The organism is Acidovorax sp. GBBC 1281, from assembly GCF_028473645.1.
Classification (GTDB): Bacteria; Pseudomonadota; Gammaproteobacteria; order Burkholderiales; family Burkholderiaceae_C; genus Paracidovorax.
Genome location: NZ_CP097269.1, coordinates 2,805,020 through 2,820,618, shown reverse-complemented (window position 1 = coordinate 2,820,618; position 15,599 = coordinate 2,805,020). Strand labels below are relative to the sequence as shown.

The window sequence follows — 15,599 nt, the reverse complement described above, 5'->3', positions numbered from 1 at the left end:
CGAAGGCAGGCGGGTCAGTCGATGTCCACGCAGTGCAGCCCGAAGTTGCCTGCCTTGCGGTCCGCGAAATAGCGCTCCAGCGTGGTCTTCACGGTGCGAAAGGCGATCTCGTCCCAGGGCACCTCGTCCTCGGTGAACAGGCGCGCTTCCAGGGTTTCGTAGCCCGGATCGAAGGCGTCGCTGAGCAACTGGGCCAGGTAGAAGAAATGCACCTGCCCCACGTGCTGCACGTTCAGCAGGCTGAACAGCGGCCCCATCTGGATCTGCGCGCCGGCTTCCTCGTCGGTCTCGCGCTCCGCGCCCTGCGCGGTGGTTTCGTTCAGTTCCATGAACCCCGCGGGCAAGGTCCATTTGCCCCGGCGCGGTTCGATGGCGCGCCGGCACAGCAGCACCTGGTCGTGCCACACGGGCACGGTGCCCACCACGTTCAGCGGGTTCTCGTAGTGGATGGTGTGGCAGGCCGGGCAGACGGCGCGGTGCTTGGTGTCGCCATCGTCGGGAACGCGGTACACCACGGCCGTTCCACATTCGCGGCAGTGCTTGATGGGGCTGCGGGAGGTCATTCGTTTTTCTGGAAATGAAGCGTCGTGGGGCGTCGGAGCGGGAACACCGGCCCCGGCCGATGGCCGTGCGGCCAGGGCGGGGCCCGAGGGGCTGTCAGGCCACGGCCAGGCGCAGCGTGCCCAGGCCGTCCACGCCGCCTTCGAGCGTGTCGCCGCGCACCACGGCGGCCACGCCCTCCGGCGTGCCCGTGAAGATCAGGTCGCCGGGCTGCAGCTCCCAAGCGGCCGACAGGTGCTCGATCGTTTCGGCGATGTTCCAGATCAGCTGCGAGACGTTGCTGCGCTGGCGGTCGGCGCCGTTCACCTGCAGCCAGATCGCGGCCTGCGCCACGTTGCCTGCCTGCGCGGCCGGCGTGATGGGGCCGATGGGAGCGCTGTGCTCGAAGGCCTTGCCGATCTCCCAGGGGCGGCCCTGCTTCTTCATGTCGTTCTGCAGGTCACGGCGCGTCATGTCCAGGCCCACGGCATAGCCATACACGTGCTGCAGCGCGTCGGCCGCGGTGATGCCCTTGCCGCCCTTGCCGATGGCCACCACCAGTTCGATCTCGTGGTGCAGGTTGGCGGTGAGCGTGGGGTAGGGCAGCGTGCCGGTCTGGCCGGCATCGACCACGACCAGGGCGTCGGCGGGCTTCATGAAGAAGAAGGGCGGCTCGCGGCCGGTGAAGCCCATTTCCTTGGCGTGTTCTTCGTAGTTGCGGCCCACGCAGTAGATGCGGTGCACGGGGAATCGGTCGCCGGTGCCGATGACGGGCACGCTGGCCACGGCCGCGGGAGGAATCACATAGCTCATGTCTGCCTTTCTTCGAAAAGGGACGGCGCGGGGCTGGCCGCGCCGGGTGCTGCGAGGGCCGCGCGGCGGCATCGTGCCGGCGCGGGCGCAAACCGGCAGTGTGCCACGGGGCCGGCGTGGTCGCTGTCCCCGGCGGGGCGGCGTTATGCTCGCCGCACCATGAAGCTGTTCAACTACTTCCGTTCATCGTCCTCGTACCGCGTGCGCATCGCCCTGGGGATCAAGGGCCTGCCCTACGACTATGTGCCGGTGCACCTGGTGCGTGCCGAACACCGCCTTCCCGCCTATGCCGACCGGCTGGGCGATCCGCTCGTGCCGGCGCTGGTCACCGACGACGGCCACACCCTGGCGCAGTCGCTGGCCATCATCGAGTACCTCGACGAGACGCACCCCGAGCCGCCCCTGCTGCCCGCCGACCCGCTCGGCCGCGCCCAGGTGCGGGCGCTGGCGCAGATGATCGCCTGCGAGATCCACCCCATCAACAACCTGCGCGTGCTCAAGTACCTCACGCAGGAACTGCAGCAGAGCGAAGACACCAAGACCGCCTGGTACCACCACTGGACGCGCAACGGCCTGGCGGCCTTCGAACGCCAGCTGGGCCTGCTGGCGCAGGAGCGGCAGGCTGCGGGACTGGCCCCCTCCCAGTTCTGCTGGGGCGACGTGCCCACGCTGGCCGACTGCTGCCTGGTGCCGCAGATCTTCAATGCCCAGCGCTTTCGCGTGAACCTGGACGGCCTGCCGCTCACCATGGCCGCGTGGGAAGCCGCCATGGCGCTCCCCGCCTTCCAGGGCGCGCACCCGTCCGCCTGCCCGGACCACGAAGCCTGATCGCCCCGATGTCCATGCCACCACCGGGCCACGATTGGCTGGTGCCCGACTGGCCGGCGCCCGCCCACGTGCGCGCGCTGTGCACCACGCGCGCTGGCGGTGTCAGCGCCGCGCCCTACGGCGCCCTCAACCTGGGCGACCACGTGGGGGACGATCCGCAAGCGGTTCAGGCCAACCGGCGCATCCTTGGCGACGCGCTGCGCTGGGGTGACGGCCAGACGGCCCGGCCGGTCTTCTTGCGCCAGGTGCATGGCTGGCAGGTGGCCGCGCTCGGCCCCGAAACCCCGGACGGCACCGAGGCCGATGCCTGCACGGCCACCGGGCCGGGTGTGGCCTGCACGATCATGGTGGCCGACTGCCTGCCGGTGCTGCTGACCGATGCGCGCGGCACCCGCGTGGCGGCCGCGCATGCGGGCTGGCGGGGGCTGGCAGGGCAGGACGGCCGCGGCGTGCTGGAAGCAGCCTTGGAGTGTTTTAGGCCTCCAGCGCAATCAGAACTAGGGCATGATGCTATAAAAAACGTAGCATCTGCCTCGCAGGCGCTGGAATCCGTGGCGGAGCCTGCGGCGGATTCCTGGGGAGATTGCATCGCCTGGCTGGGCCCCTGCATCGGCCCGACGGCGTTCGAAGTGGGCCCGGAAGTGCGCGCCGCGTTCTGCGACGCGCTGCCTGCGGCCGACCGGAATTTCAGCCCTCAGGGCGGAGGCAAATACCTCGCCGATCTCGCCGGCCTGGCGCGGCAGCGGCTGCAATCCCTGGGCGTGGACCGCGTCTACGGCAACGACGGCAACGACGGCAGCGCCGCGTGGTGCACCGTGGGCCAGCCGTCACGGTTCTTTTCGCACCGGTACGGCAGCGCCTTCGGCGGCAGCGGGCGCTTCGCTGCCTGCATCTGGCTCGACCGCGCCGCCGACGGCTGATGGCGGCGCTGGCGTGGGGCCAGGCGTCTGCCCTGCGGCTGCCGCCTGCGCGGCCTCGCGCTCGGCCAGCTGCCGCGCGTGGATCGCGCGTTTGCGGCCCGGCGTGCCCAGGATGTACACCACGATCGACATGGGCAGCAGCCCGTAGAGGGCGAAGGTGATGATGGCGCCGAGCACCGTGCCGTTCGGGGCCATGGCTTCGGCCACCGCCATCAGCAGCGTGACATACAGCCATCCAATGACAACGAGATACATGTGAGGGCCTGGGTTGGAAGGCAGTTGGTGAAAAAAGGCAAGCGGCGTTGCCACGGTGCTCGCCGCTCGGCAACAATGGCCGCAATGGTCCGCCCCTGACGCGGCCATGCATATTCTTGTGGAGGAGACGAACATGGCGGATTCTGAAGCACCCTGGGGAGCGGACACCCAGGCATTCCAGCAGTTCCAGCAGTTCCAGCAAATGCTGGGCAAGGGCTGGACCCAGGCGATGCAGGCTTTCCAGCAGGCCGCCCCGGCGGGCGCTGCAGGCGCCTTCGCCAAGGCGCCTGCAGCTTCGGTGCAGTTCGCCCCCGAAAAGCTCGCGGCCCTGCAGCAGCAGTACGTGAAGGAGGCCACCACGCTGTGGACGCAGGGCGCGCAGGCCAACGCCAGCGCGGACCGCCGTTTCAGCAGCGAGGCCTGGGCCCAGAACCCCGTGGCGGCCTTCTCGGCGGCGGCCTACCTGCTCAACGCGCGCACCCTCATGGGCCTGGTCGATGCGGTCGAAGCCGATGCCAAGACTCGCGCGCGCATCCGGTTCGGCGTGGAGCAATGGATGGCCGCCATGGCACCCAGCAACTTCCTCGCCTTCAATGCCGAGGCCCAGAAGAAAGCCATCGAAACGCAGGGCGAGAGCATCGCCAAAGGGGTGGCCAACCTGCTGCACGACCTGCGCCAGGGCCACGTCTCGATGACCGACGAAAGCCTGTTCGAGGTCGGCCGCAACGTGGCCACCACCGAGGGCGCGGTCGTGTTCGAAAACGCGCTGTTCCAGCTCATCGAATACAAGCCGCTCACGGACAAGGTGCACGAGCGGCCCTTCCTCATGGTGCCGCCGTGCATCAACAAGTTCTACATCCTCGACCTGCAGCCCGAGAACTCGCTGATCCGCCATGCCGTGAGCGAGGGGCACCGCACCTTCGTCGTGAGCTGGCGCAATCCCGACGATTCGCTGGCCCATAAAACGTGGGACGACTATGTGCAAGAGGGCGCGCTGGCCGCCATCGGCACGGTGCAGGACATCACCGGCGCGGCGCAGATCAACGCCCTGGGTTTCTGCGTGGGCGGCACCATCCTGAGCAATGCGCTGGCCGTGCTGGCCGCGCGCGGCGAAGAGCCGGTGGCGAGCGCCACCTTCCTCACCACGCTCATCGACTTTTCCAACACCGGCATCCTGGACGTGTTCATCGACGAGGCGTTCGTGCAGTTCCGCGAGCTGCAGATGGGGAAGGGCGGCATGATGAAGGGGCAGGACCTGGCCTCCACGTTCAGCTTCCTGCGGCCCAACGACCTGGTGTGGAACTACGTGGTGGGCAATTACCTCAAGGGCGAGACGCCGCCGCCGTTCGACCTGCTCTACTGGAACAGCGACAGCACCAATCTGCCCGGGCCCTTCTATGCCTGGTACCTGCGCAATTTCTACCTCGAGAACAATCTGGTGCGGCCCGGCCGGCTCACGGTGTGCGGCGAGGCCATCGACCTGAACCTCGTGGATCTGCCGGTGTACATCTACGGCTCGCGCGAGGACCACATCGTGCCCATTGATGCGGCCTATGCCTCCACCCAGGTGCTGCCGGGCAAGAAGCGCTTCGCCATGGGGGCGTCCGGACACATCGCCGGCGTGATCAACCCGCCCGCCAAGAAAAAGCGCAGCCACTGGCTGCGCGAGGACGGCCAGTTGCCCGGCACGCTCGACGAATGGCTCAAGGGCGCCACCGAGCACCCCGGCAGCTGGTGGACCGACTGGTCGCGCTGGCTCAAGGGCCATGCGGGCAAGCTAGTCGCGGCGCCCAAGGCCTATGGCCGTGGCACGCGTTTCAAGGCCACCGAACCGGCGCCGGGGCGCTACGTCAAGCAAAAAGCCTGACGCCGCGGTGTGTGCGCCGGGCGGCTGACACAATCGGCCGCACGGGCGTGCCGCGCCCGCCGGGCTCCCCGATTTCAAGATTCCCGTTTCTGCACAAAAAGGACTGATATGGAAGACATCGTCATCGTTTCCGCCGTTCGCACGGCCGTGGGCAAGTTCGGCGGCGCACTCGCCAAGACCCCCGCCACCGAACTGGGCGCCATCGTCATCAAGGAGGCCCTGGCCCGCGCCAAGGTGCCGCTGGACCAGGTCGGCGAAGTCATCATGGGCCAGGTGCTGACGGCTGGCGTCGGCCAGAACCCCGCACGCCAGGCCATGATGAAGGCCGGCGTGGCCAAGGAAACCCCCGCCCTCACCATCAACGCGGTCTGCGGCTCGGGCCTGAAGGCCGTCATGCTGGCCGCCCAGGCCATCGCCACGGGCGACAGCGAGATCGTGGTGGCCGGCGGCCAGGAGAACATGAGCCTGTCGCCCCACGTGCTCAATGGTTCGCGCGAAGGCCAGCGCATGGGCGACTGGAAGATGACCGACACCATGATCGTCGACGGCCTGTGGGACGTGTACAACCAGTACCACATGGGCATCACCGCCGAGAACGTGGCCAAGGAACACGGCATCACCCGCGAGCAGCAGGACGCGCTGGCCCTGGGCAGCCAGCAGAAGGCCGCCGCGGCGCAGGACGCCGGCAAGTTCGCCGATGAGATCGTGACCGTCAGCCTGGCGCAGAAGAAGGGCGACCCCGTGCTCTTCAACGCCGACGAGTACCTCAACCGCAAGACCAATGCGGAAGCCCTGTCGGGCCTGCGCCCGGCCTTCGACAAGGCCGGCTCCGTCACCGCGGGCAATGCGTCGGGCCTGAACGACGGCGCCGCCGCCGTGGTCGTGATGAGCGCCAAGAAGGCCGCCGAACTGGGCCTGGAGCCCCTGGCACGCATCGTGTCCTACGGCACCAGCGGCCTGGATCCCGCCACGATGGGCATGGGCCCGGTGTCGGCGACCCGCAAAGCCCTGAAGCGCGCCGGCTGGACGGCGGACGACGTGGACCTGTTCGAGCTGAACGAGGCCTTCGCCGCCCAGGCCTGCGCGGTGAACCAGGCTTTGGGCCTGGATGCCGCCAAGGTGAACGTGAACGGCGGCGCCATCGCCATCGGCCATCCCATCGGGGCGTCCGGCTGCCGCGTGCTCGTCACGCTGCTGCACGAGATGAAGCGCCGCGGCGCCAAGAAGGGCGTGGCCGCCCTGTGCATTGGCGGCGGCATGGGTGTGTCGCTGGCGGTCGAGCGGGCCTGAACGGCGCGCGGTCCCTTGACCGCGGCCCTTCTGCATGAAGACAAAAGCCGCACTTCGGTGCGGCTTTTTTTCGCCCGCGGCGTGGCTGCTGCGGTTCTGATAGCACGCGGGGCCCGCATGGCTTTGTCAAAATTTGTGTGGCTCGGTGTTTTCCTCAGCGGCCGGGCGTGGAATCTTGGTTAGAGTGCTCGCGTGAATCGTTGATAAGGAGAACTCACATGAACCAGAAAGTAGCGTATGTCACAGGGGGCATGGGTGGCATCGGAACGGCCATCTGCCAGCGTTTGCACAAGGATGGTTTCAAGGTCATCGCGGGCTGCGGGCCCACGCGCGACCACGCCAAGTGGCTGGCCGAGCAAAAGGCGCTGGGCTACACCTTCCATGCCTCGGTGGGCAATGTCGGCGACTGGGATTCCACCGTGGATGCCTTCACGGCCACGAAGGCCGATCACGGCACCATCGACGTGCTGGTGAACAACGCGGGCATCACGCGCGACCGCATGTTCCTCAAGATGTCGCGCGAAGACTGGGACGCGGTCATCGAAACCAACCTCAACAGCATGTTCAACGTGACCAAGCAGGTCGTGGGCGACATGGTGGAAAAAGGCTGGGGCCGCATCATCAACATCAGCAGCGTGAACGGCGAGAAGGGCCAGGCCGGCCAGACCAACTATTCCGCCGCCAAGGCCGGCATGCACGGCTTCTCGATGGCACTGGCGCAGGAACTGGCGACCAAGGGCGTGACGGTGAACACCGTGAGCCCGGGCTACATCGGCACCGACATGGTGAAAGCCATCCGTCCCGACGTGCTGGAAAAGATCGTGGCCACCGTTCCGGTCAAACGCCTGGGCGAACCGAGCGAGATTGCATCGATCATCGCCTGGCTGGCCTCGGAAGAGGGCGGCTACGCCACGGGGGCCGATTTCTCGGTCAACGGCGGCTTGCACATGGGCTGATCGGCGGATGCCGCTTTTCGCGGCAGCCCTCAAGGCAACAAAAACCCCGCCGAGGCGGGGTTTTTTCAATTTGGGGGGAGGAAATGGGGAGAAGGGAAGGAGGCGCTGGCGGAGGCTGTGGGGGCGAGGTGACCTGAGCCTTCTGGGCCGAAGCGCCAGCCCTCAGAGGCGGGCCGGTGCGCGCTTGCGGTCGCGTTCGTCTTCGGGCCAGGCGGACATGATAGCGGTGGTAGTCATACGGTTATCTCCTGTGATGGATGAACAACGCCCCGCCCGGAAGGCCCGTTGACAGAAGAATGCAAAAAAACGCAACCAGTTGGCGGCGATTTTTTTGCTCCTAAAAACGTAGCTAATCAATGAGGCCCCATTTGCCACTGAATCGGAATTCAGTGGCAATGGTTACATGGTTTTACGCTTCGCTGGCTTGAGATTCGAGAGCTTCCACCTCGGATGAAATTTCCAGCCAACGCTCTTCGAGCTGGTCGGTTTCATCGGCACAGGCTTTCAGCCGGCGCCCGTTTTCCGCGATTTCGGCCGGCGGCAGGGGCTGGGTCAGGCGTTCCTCGATCTCGGCTTTCTCGGCGGTGAGCGCGGCCAACCGCTGGTTGACCTTCTCCAGTTCGCGCTTCAACGGGCGGGTTTTCTCGGCCAGCTGCTGCCGGGCCTGCGCACCCAGCTTGCGTTGCTCCCGCGCATCGCGCGCTACGGGCGCAGCGGCCACTGGTGCGGGCGTCACCGAAGGCGCTGGGGCAACGGGCGCTGCCACCGGCGCAACGGCCACCACCGCCACGGGTGCCGACGCAGCCGCTGACTCGGCCGCCTTGGCCTGCTCGCGCAGGCGTTTGGATTCCTCGAGCAGGTAGCGCTGGTAATCGTCCAGATCGCCGTCGAACGGGCCGACCACACCGCGTCCCACCAGCCAGAATTCATCGCACACCGCCCGCAGCAGCGCCCGGTCATGGCTGACCAGCATCACGGTGCCTTCGAACTCGTTGAGCGCCATGGACAGCGCCTCGCGGGTGGCCAGGTCCAGGTGGTTGGTGGGCTCGTCCAGCAGCAGCAGGTTGGGGCGCTGCCAGACGATCATCGCCAGCACCAGGCGGGCCTTTTCGCCGCCGCTCATCGTGCCGACCGACTGCTTGACCATGTCGCCGGAGAAGTTGAAGCTGCCCAGGTAACTGCGCAGGTCCTGCTCGCGGCTGGGCTCGCGGGCGTTGGGGCCCAGTTCCTTGGCCAGGCGGATCATGTGCTCCAGCGGATTGTCGGAAGGTCGGAGCACGTCCAGTTCCTGCTGCGCGAAGTAGCCGATCGACAAGCCCTTGCCCTCGATGACCGAGCCGGCCAGCGGCTTCATCTCGCGCGCGATGGTCTTGACCAGCGTGGACTTGCCCTGGCCGTTCGCGCCCAGGATGCCGATGCGCTGGCCTGCCAGCACGGAGCGGCTCACGTGCCGCAGGATGGTCGTCGGCTCGCCTTCCTCGGGCGTGTACCCGAACGACGCGTCGCTGATCGCCAGCATGGGGTTGGGCAGGTTGACCGGCTCCTTGAATTCAAAAGTGAACTCCGCCTCGGCCAGCAGGGGCGCGATCTTTTCCATGCGCTCCAGCGCCTTGACGCGGCTTTGTGCCTGCTTGGCCTTGCTGGCCTTGGCCTTGAAGCGGTCGATGAACTTCTGCAGGTGGGCGATCTTGTCCTGCTGCTTGGCAAACGAGGCCTGCTGCAGCTCGATCTGCTGGGCACGCAGTTCCTCGAAGCGGCTGTAGTTGCCGCCGTAGCGGTTCAGTTGGGCGTTCTCGATCTGCAACGTGACGTTGGTGATGGCATCGAGGAATTCGCGGTCATGGCTGATGACGATCAGAGTGCCGGCATAGCGCTTGAGCCACGCTTCCAGCCACACCAGAGCGTCCAGGTCCAAGTGGTTGGTGGGTTCATCGAGCAGCAGCAGGTCGCTGGGGCTCATCAGCGCATGCGCCAACTGCAGGCGCATGCGCCAGCCGCCGGAGAAGCTGTTCACGGGGTGTTCCAGCTCGGACACGCGGAACCCCAGGCCCAGGATCAGCGCCTGGGCGCGCGGCACGGCATCATGGTCGCCCGCATCGGCCAGGTCGGAATAGGCATGCGCGATGGCCATGCCGTCCTCGTCCTGCTCGGCTTGGACCAAGGCCTGGCGCAGTTCGGCCAGTCGCGTGTCGCCGTTGAGCACGAATTCGGTGGCCGATTCCGAGGTCTCCGGCATGTTCTGCGCGACCTGGGCCATGCGCCACTGCGGTGGAATGAAGAAGTCGCCGCCATCCTCGTGCAGCGTGCGGTTGAGCAGTGCGAACAGGCTGGATTTGCCCGCGCCGTTGCGCCCGACCAGGCCCACGTTCTCCCCGGGGTTGATGGTGACGGAGACGCGGTCGAGCAGGACCTTGGCGCTGCGGCGCAAGGTGACGTTTTTGAGTGTGATCATCGATAAGAACCAGCAAAGGCGTTCAAAAACGCCCGAAGAAAAAACGGGGGGCTGGATGGCAAGCACCAGCCCGGCGCGCGCCGCAAACGGCAGCCCGCGCGAAGGGAGCAGGGCGCTTGGGCGCCCCGGTCGGCAGTGCGAAATCAGGTCGGGTGTGTCACCAGTGCCTCGCGGGTGATCAGCAGCACCTGGTCCTCGCCAGCGCTCGTGTCGAGCCAGAACACAGGCAGGTCCGGAAAGGCGGCTTCGAAATGGCTGCGCTCGTTGCCGATCTCCAGCACCAGCACGCCGTCTTCGCTCATGCAGCCGGGCGCCTGCGCCAGCAGGCCGCGGACGAAGTCCATGCCATCCGGGCCACCGGCCAGGGCCAGTGCGGGCTCGGCAAGGTACTCCTGGGGCAGCGCCGCCATGCTCTGGGCATTCACGTAGGGGGGGTTGCAGAGGATCAGGTCCCACGGGCCCGGCACAGCGTCCAGCCCGTCGGACTGTTGCAAGGCCACGCGCTCTTGCAGGCCGTGCTTGTCCACGTTGATGCGGGCCACGGCCAGCGCGTCAGGCGAGATGTCGGCCCCGGTGACCTGCACGTCCGGATAGACCATGGCCGCCAGGATGGCCAAGCTGCCGTTGCCAGTGCACAGGTCCAGCACGGCACGCGTCTGCTCGCCCAGAAACCCGTCGATGCCGCCGTCCGGTGGCGGGTTCACCAGCAGTTCGGCGATGAAGCTGCGCGGCACGATGGCCCGCTCGTCCACATAGAACGGAACGCCCTGCAGCCACGCCTCGCGCGTCAGGTAGGCCGCGGGTTTGTGGGTGGCGATGCGCTCTTCGAAGAGCGCGGCCACGCGGGCTTGATCGGCCGCAGCCACGGGACGGGCGGATACGGGCTCTAGGCCATCGTCCAGCGGCTCGTCCAAGGCAATGCCCAGGCGCCACAGCACCAGCCACACAGCCTCGTCGCGTGCATTGGCGGTGCCGTGACCGAAGGCCACGCCCGAGGCCTCCAGCCGCGCGGTCCCGGAGGCGATCAGGGCGCCGACCGTGTCGCCATGCACCTGAGCCCCGGTGGTTTGCGCCGTTTCGCTCATGCGGCCGCCTGTGCGTTCAGATGCTCGAGCGTGCGGCGGTAGATGTTCTTCAGCGGCTCGATGTCGGTCACGACCACGTGCTCGTCGATCTTGTGGATGGTGGCGTTGGGCGGACCCAGTTCGATCACCTGGGGGCAGATCTGCGCGATGAACCGGCCATCGCTGGTGCCGCCGGTGGTGGACAGCTCGGTGTCCAGGCCCGTTTCATCCAGCACCGCCTGCTGCACGGCCCGCACCAGTTCGCCGGGCTCCGTGAGAAAGGGCTGGCCGCCCAAGGTCCAGGACAGGCCGTATTCGAGGCCATGGCGGTCCAGCAGCGCATGCACGCGCTGCTTCAGGCCCTCAGCCGTCGATTCGGTGGAAAAGCGGAAGTTGAAGTCGATCATCACCGCACCCGGGATGACGTTGGTCGCGCCCGTGCCGCCGTGCATGTTGCTGATCTGCCAGCTGGTGGGCGGAAAGAAGGCGTTGCCCTCGTCCCAGCGGATGGCGGCCAGTTCGGCCAGCGCCGGCAGGGCCTGGTGGATGGGGTTGCGCGCCAGTTGCGGGTAGGCGATGTGGCCCTGCACGCCCCGAACGGTGAGCCGCCCGCTGAGGGTGCCGCGGCGGCCGTTCTTGATCATGTCGCCGGTCTTCTCGACCGAAGTGGGTTCACCCACGATGCAGTAATGCAGCGCCTCGCCACGCTCGCGCAGACGATCGACCACCACCTTGGTGCCGTTCACCGAGGGGCCTTCTTCGTCGCTGGTGAGCAGGAACGCGATCTGCAGGTCCGGCTCGGGCGTGGCCGCCAGGAACTCTTCCACGGCGACGACGAAGGCGGCGATCGAGGTCTTCATGTCGCTCGCGCCGCGGCCATAGAGCTTGCCGCCGCGGTGCATGGGCGTGAAGGGATCGCTGCCCCATTGATCGACGGGGCCGGTCGGCACCACATCGGTGTGGCCGGCGAATACTACGGTTTTGATAGCGCCATGCCCTAGTGCTGATTGTGCTGCAGGCCGTTTTGCCCAAAGGTTGCTGACGCGGAAATCGTCCGGCCCGCTGTCCATGCGTTCGCAGTCGAAGCCGAGCGGCCGCAGGCGGTCGGCCAGCAGCTCCAGGCAGCCCGCGTCGTTCGGGGTGATGGAGGGGCGGGCAATGAGCTGTTCGGCCAGGTGCAGGGTTCGGGACATCGTGTGGGCAGGCGGTTCGGGCGAAGGAGGGCGGGGCAGGTCAGGACGGCTTGACGTCCAGCACGATCTCGGTGAAGGACGGCTGGTCTTCCTCTTCCCGCGCGGCCTCGCTCTGGGCTTTGGCGTTCTTGGAGGCCAGGGAGAAATCGTTTTGCAGCCGCCACATCAGATTGGTGGGCGAGTCGGCATAGGCCATGCCTTCCTTGCGGTCGATGCGGCCTTCGAGGATGAGCTGGGCCAGCGCCTCCTCGAACGTCTGCGAGCCTTCGGCCATGGACTTTTCCATGGCTTCGCGCACGCCCGAGAAGTCGCCCTTCTCGATCAGGTCGCCCACCAGCTTGGTGTTGAGCATGACCTCGACGGCGGGTACGCGCTCGCCGGCCGGGGTGCGCACCAGGCGCTGCGAGACGATGGCCTTGAGCGCCGAGCCCAGGTCGCCCAGCATGGTGGGGCGCACCTCGACGGGGTAAAAGCTCAAAATCCGGTTGAGCGCGTGGTAGCTGTTGTTGCCGTGCAGGGTGGCCAGGCACAGATGCCCCGACTGCGCGTAGGCGATGGCGGCGGACATGGTCTCGCGGTCGCGGATTTCGCCGATCAGGATCACGTCGGGCGCCTGGCGCAGGGCGTTTTTCAGGGCGGTCTGCAGCGACTGCGTGTCGGCGCCGATCTCGCGCTGGTTCACGATCGACTTCTTGTTGCGGAACTGGTATTCCACCGGGTCTTCCACGGTCAGGATGTGGCCGGTGAGCTGCTCGTTGCGGCTATCGATCATCGAGGCGAGCGTGGTGCTCTTGCCCGAGCCCGTGGCCCCGACGACCAGCAGCAGCCCGCGCTTTTCCAGGATGAGGTCGCTCAGCACCGGCGGCAGGTTCAGCGAGGCGAGCGGCGGAATGTGCTGCGCGATGAAGCGGATCACCACCGCGTAGCTGCCGCGCTGGCGCATGGCGCTCACGCGAAAGCGCCCGACGCCGGTGAGCGGCACGCCCATGTTGAGTTCGCCGGTTTCCTCCAGCTCCTCGATGCGGTCGGGCGAGACGATCTCGGCCAGCAGGTTCTTCGGCGCGTCGGCCGGAAGCACCTGGCTGTTGATCGGCACGCACTCGCCATTGATCTTGATCAGCGCCGGCGCGTTGGCCGACAGGTACACGTCCGACGCCCGCTTTTCGGCCATCAGTCGAAGAATCCGTTCCATCGTGCTCATGGGGATTGCTCTTTCGTTCGTCGGGGTGCGGGTCGCGGGTGGACGGGCGGATCGGATCCGGGGCGGTGCGGTCAGTCGCGCAGCAGGTCGTTCAGGCTGGTGGTGGAGCGGGTCTTGGCATCCACCTTCTTGACGATGATGGCGGCGTACATGCTGTAGCGGCCATTGTCCTTGGGCAGGTTGCCGCTCACCACGACCGAGCCGGCCGGCACGCGGCCGAAGCTGGTCTCGCCGGTGGCGCGGTCGTAGATGGGGGTGCTCTGGCCGATGTACACGCCCATCGAGATGACCGAGTTCTCTTCCACGATCACGCCTTCGACGATTTCCGAGCGCGCGCCGATGAAGCAGTTGTCCTCGATGATGGTCGGGTTGGCCTGCAGCGGCTCCAGCACGCCGCCCAGCCCCACGCCGCCGGACAGGTGGACGTTCTTGCCCACCTGCGCGCAGCTGCCCACGGTGGCCCAGGTATCGACCATGGTGCCTTCGTCCACGTAGGCGCCGATGTTCACATAGCTGGGCATCAGGATGGCGCCCTTGGCGATGTAGCTGCCGCGGCGCGCCACGGCGGGGGGCACCACGCGCACGCCGGTGGCGGCCATTTCCTGGGCCGACAGGTGGCCGAACTTCGTGGGCACCTTGTCGTAGAAACCCAGCTCGCCGGCCTTCATGATTTCGTTGTCCTTGAGGCGGAACGACAGCAGCACGGCCTTCTTGATCCACTGGTGCACCGTCCACTGGCCGACGCCTTCGCGCGTGGCCACGCGCAGCTTGCCGTTGTTCAGCTCGGCGATCACGTGTTCCACGGCATCCTGCACCTCCTTGGGGGCCGCGGCGGGCGAGAGGCTGGCGCGGTTGTCCCAGGCGTTGTCGATGAGGGTCTGAAGTTGTTGGGTCATGGGTCGGTTCAGGGATGGGATTGGATGAATTGCACGATGCGCTGGGCTGCCTCCACGCATTCTTCGGCCTCGGCCACCAGGGCCATGCGGATGCGTTGCGCGCCGGGGTTGACGCCGCCGGCCTCGCGAGCGAGGTAGCTGCCGGGCAGCACCGTCACATTGTATTGAGCGAGCAGTTCGCGGGCGAACTGCGCATCGGTCAGGCCCAGGGCGTCGGGCACGCGGGCCCAGAGGTAGAAGCCCGCGTCGGGCAGCGCCACGTCCATCACGCGGGCCAGCAGCGGCGTGACGTCTTCGAACTTGCGGCGGTAGAGCGCGCGGTTCTGGTCCACGTGCTGCTCGTCGTTCCAGGCCGCGATGCTCGCGCCCTGCACGGCCGGGCCCATGGCGCTGCCATGGTAGGTGCGGTAGAGCAGGAAGGCCTGGATCAGCCGGGCATCGCCCGCCACGAAGCCGCTGCGCAGGCCGGGCACGTTGCTGCGCTTGGACAGGCTGGTGAAGGCGATCAGGTTGCGGAAATCGGCGCGGCCGAGCTGGGCCGCGGCCTCCAGCCCGCCCAGCGGCGGTTCGCCCTGGAAGTAGATCTCGCTGTAGCACTCGTCCGAGGCGATGACGAAGCCGTGGCGGTCGCTCAGCTCGAAGAGCTTTTGCCATTCGGCCAGCGGCATGACCGCGCCCGTGGGGTTACCGGGGGAGCACACGAAGAGCAGCTGCGTGTTCTGCCAGACGCTCTCGGGCACGCTGTCCCAGTCCACGGCGAAGTTGCGGGCCGGGTCGCTGGGCGCGTAGTAGGGCGTGGCGCCCGACAGCAGCGCCGCGCCTTCGTAGATTTGATAGAAGGGATTGGGGCAAACCACCGTTGCGCCCGCGCGCGTTGGGTCGATGATGGTCTGCGCGAAGGCGAACAGCGCCTCGCGCGATCCGTTGATGGGCAGCACCTGGGTGGCGGCGTCCACCGCCAGGCCGTAGCGCCGCTGCATCCAGTCGGCGCAGGCTTGGCGAAGGCGCGGCTCGCCGGCCGTGGCGGGGTAGCTGGCCAGGCCCGACAGGCTTTGGTTGAGCGCTTCCTTGATGAAGGCGGGCGTGGGGTGGCGGGGTTCCCCCATGCCGAGGCTGATGGCGCGGTGCGACGCCGGGGGCGTGACCCCCGCGAAGAGCTGTCGCAGCCGCTCGAATGGGTAGGGCTGCAGGTGGGAGAGCAGGGGATTCATGGGCCGCCATTATGGTGGATGGAGCGCGGTCTTCCGCCGGGCACGCGCCCACCGGCAGTGGCCCGGGGACGGCTCGGGCAGGGCGGTGGTGGCGGGCCGGCGCGCACCGTGTT

General features: G+C 67.3%; 14 protein-coding genes. 5 read left to right on the top strand and 9 right to left on the bottom strand.

The window, feature by feature from the left end; all coding sequences use genetic code 11:
- Positions 1–14: 14 nt before the first annotated feature.
- Entirely contained in the window at positions 15–563 is a 549-nt protein-coding gene (locus M5C96_RS13095) for an NUDIX hydrolase (RefSeq protein ID WP_272569524.1), read from the bottom strand.
- A gap of 94 nt (positions 564–657) precedes the next feature.
- Positions 658–1,353 carry a fumarylacetoacetate hydrolase family protein gene (locus tag M5C96_RS13090; protein WP_272569522.1) on the bottom strand — a complete coding sequence of 232 codons (696 nt, stop codon included), beginning with the start codon at positions 1,351–1,353 and terminating at the stop codon, positions 658–660.
- A 159-nt stretch (positions 1,354–1,512) separates the two neighbouring features.
- On the opposite strand from M5C96_RS13090, the gene maiA reads away from it, so the two are divergent.
- Together maiA and M5C96_RS13080 are read left to right on the top strand one after the other, a co-directional pair.
- A complete protein-coding gene (maiA, locus tag M5C96_RS13085; RefSeq protein WP_272569521.1) occupies positions 1,513–2,181 on the top strand; it encodes a maleylacetoacetate isomerase in 669 nt (222 codons plus the stop codon).
- 8 nt (positions 2,182–2,189) lie between these two features.
- Positions 2,190–3,101: a polyphenol oxidase family protein gene (locus M5C96_RS13080; protein WP_442867379.1), complete on the top strand. Its 912-nt coding sequence runs from the start codon at positions 2,190–2,192 to the stop codon at positions 3,099–3,101.
- Here the strand turns inward: M5C96_RS13080 and M5C96_RS13075 are convergent.
- Entirely contained in the window at positions 3,009–3,356 is a 348-nt protein-coding gene (locus M5C96_RS13075; RefSeq protein WP_272569520.1) for a hypothetical protein, read from the bottom strand. The genes M5C96_RS13080 and M5C96_RS13075 overlap by 93 nt on opposite strands.
- A gap of 133 nt (positions 3,357–3,489) precedes the next feature.
- On the opposite strand from M5C96_RS13075, the gene M5C96_RS13070 reads away from it, so the two are divergent.
- The 3 genes from M5C96_RS13070 (at position 3,490) to phbB (ending at position 7,469) form a co-directional block, all read left to right on the top strand.
- Positions 3,490–5,223: a PHA/PHB synthase family protein gene (locus tag M5C96_RS13070; RefSeq protein WP_272569518.1), complete on the top strand. Its 1,734-nt coding sequence runs from the start codon at positions 3,490–3,492 to the stop codon at positions 5,221–5,223.
- Between the two features lie 108 nt (positions 5,224–5,331).
- A complete protein-coding gene (locus M5C96_RS13065; protein WP_272569517.1) occupies positions 5,332–6,513 on the top strand; it encodes an acetyl-CoA C-acetyltransferase in 1,182 nt (393 codons plus the stop codon).
- Between the two features lie 218 nt (positions 6,514–6,731).
- A complete protein-coding gene (gene phbB / locus M5C96_RS13060) occupies positions 6,732–7,469 on the top strand; it encodes an acetoacetyl-CoA reductase (RefSeq protein ID WP_272569516.1) in 738 nt (245 codons plus the stop codon).
- A gap of 409 nt (positions 7,470–7,878) precedes the next feature.
- On the opposite strand, the gene M5C96_RS13055 is transcribed toward phbB, so the two are convergent.
- From M5C96_RS13055 to dapC, 6 genes are all read right to left on the bottom strand, one after another.
- The gene (locus M5C96_RS13055; protein ID WP_272569515.1) at positions 7,879–9,921 is read right to left on the bottom strand and encodes an ABC-F family ATP-binding cassette domain-containing protein; all 2,043 of its coding nucleotides are present in this window, start codon (positions 9,919–9,921) and stop codon (positions 7,879–7,881) included.
- Between the two features lie 143 nt (positions 9,922–10,064).
- Positions 10,065–11,006 (bottom strand): 50S ribosomal protein L3 N(5)-glutamine methyltransferase, encoded by a 942-nt coding sequence (gene prmB / locus M5C96_RS13050; protein ID WP_272569514.1) that lies wholly within the window; start codon positions 11,004–11,006, stop codon positions 10,065–10,067.
- A complete protein-coding gene (dapE, locus tag M5C96_RS13045; RefSeq protein WP_272569513.1) occupies positions 11,003–12,178 on the bottom strand; it encodes a succinyl-diaminopimelate desuccinylase in 1,176 nt (391 codons plus the stop codon). Before dapE ends, prmB begins: the two co-directional genes overlap by 4 nt.
- 40 nt (positions 12,179–12,218) lie before the next feature.
- Complete coding sequence (locus tag M5C96_RS13040; RefSeq protein ID WP_272569512.1) at positions 12,219–13,379, bottom strand: PilT/PilU family type 4a pilus ATPase; 1,161 nt, start codon at positions 13,377–13,379, stop codon at positions 12,219–12,221.
- Positions 13,380–13,450: 71 nt separating this feature from the next.
- Positions 13,451–14,275 (bottom strand): 2,3,4,5-tetrahydropyridine-2,6-dicarboxylate N-succinyltransferase, encoded by an 825-nt coding sequence (gene dapD / locus M5C96_RS13035; protein WP_272569511.1) that lies wholly within the window; start codon positions 14,273–14,275, stop codon positions 13,451–13,453.
- 8 nt (positions 14,276–14,283) lie between these two features.
- Entirely contained in the window at positions 14,284–15,486 is a 1,203-nt protein-coding gene (gene dapC / locus M5C96_RS13030) for a succinyldiaminopimelate transaminase (protein ID WP_272569510.1), read from the bottom strand.
- Positions 15,487–15,599 lie beyond the last annotated feature (113 nt).

What these genes read in the sequence shown, in the direction of transcription:
- M5C96_RS13065 (WP_272569517.1), top strand. Translation starts at nt 5,332, where the DNA reads ATGGAAGACATCGTCATCGTTTCCGCCGTTCGCACGGCCGTGGGCAAG.
- M5C96_RS13040 (WP_272569512.1), bottom strand. Translation starts at nt 13,379, where the DNA reads ATGAGCACGATGGAACGGATTCTTCGACTGATGGCCGAAAAGCGGGCG.
- M5C96_RS13055 (WP_272569515.1), bottom strand. Translation starts at nt 9,921, where the DNA reads ATGATCACACTCAAAAACGTCACCTTGCGCCGCAGCGCCAAGGTCCTG.
- maiA (WP_272569521.1), top strand. Translation starts at nt 1,513, where the DNA reads ATGAAGCTGTTCAACTACTTCCGTTCATCGTCCTCGTACCGCGTGCGC.
- dapE (WP_272569513.1), bottom strand. Translation starts at nt 12,178, where the DNA reads ATGTCCCGAACCCTGCACCTGGCCGAACAGCTCATTGCCCGCCCCTCC.
- M5C96_RS13095 (WP_272569524.1), bottom strand. Translation starts at nt 563, where the DNA reads ATGACCTCCCGCAGCCCCATCAAGCACTGCCGCGAATGTGGAACGGCC.
- dapD (WP_272569511.1), bottom strand. Translation starts at nt 14,275, where the DNA reads ATGACCCAACAACTTCAGACCCTCATCGACAACGCCTGGGACAACCGC.
- M5C96_RS13070 (WP_272569518.1), top strand. Translation starts at nt 3,490, where the DNA reads ATGGCGGATTCTGAAGCACCCTGGGGAGCGGACACCCAGGCATTCCAG.
- prmB (WP_272569514.1), bottom strand. Translation starts at nt 11,006, where the DNA reads ATGAGCGAAACGGCGCAAACCACCGGGGCTCAGGTGCATGGCGACACG.
- M5C96_RS13080 (WP_442867379.1), top strand. Translation starts at nt 2,190, where the DNA reads ATGTCCATGCCACCACCGGGCCACGATTGGCTGGTGCCCGACTGGCCG.
- dapC (WP_272569510.1), bottom strand. Translation starts at nt 15,486, where the DNA reads ATGAATCCCCTGCTCTCCCACCTGCAGCCCTACCCATTCGAGCGGCTG.
- M5C96_RS13075 (WP_272569520.1), bottom strand. Translation starts at nt 3,356, where the DNA reads ATGTATCTCGTTGTCATTGGATGGCTGTATGTCACGCTGCTGATGGCG.
- phbB (WP_272569516.1), top strand. Translation starts at nt 6,732, where the DNA reads ATGAACCAGAAAGTAGCGTATGTCACAGGGGGCATGGGTGGCATCGGA.
- M5C96_RS13090 (WP_272569522.1), bottom strand. Translation starts at nt 1,353, where the DNA reads ATGAGCTATGTGATTCCTCCCGCGGCCGTGGCCAGCGTGCCCGTCATC.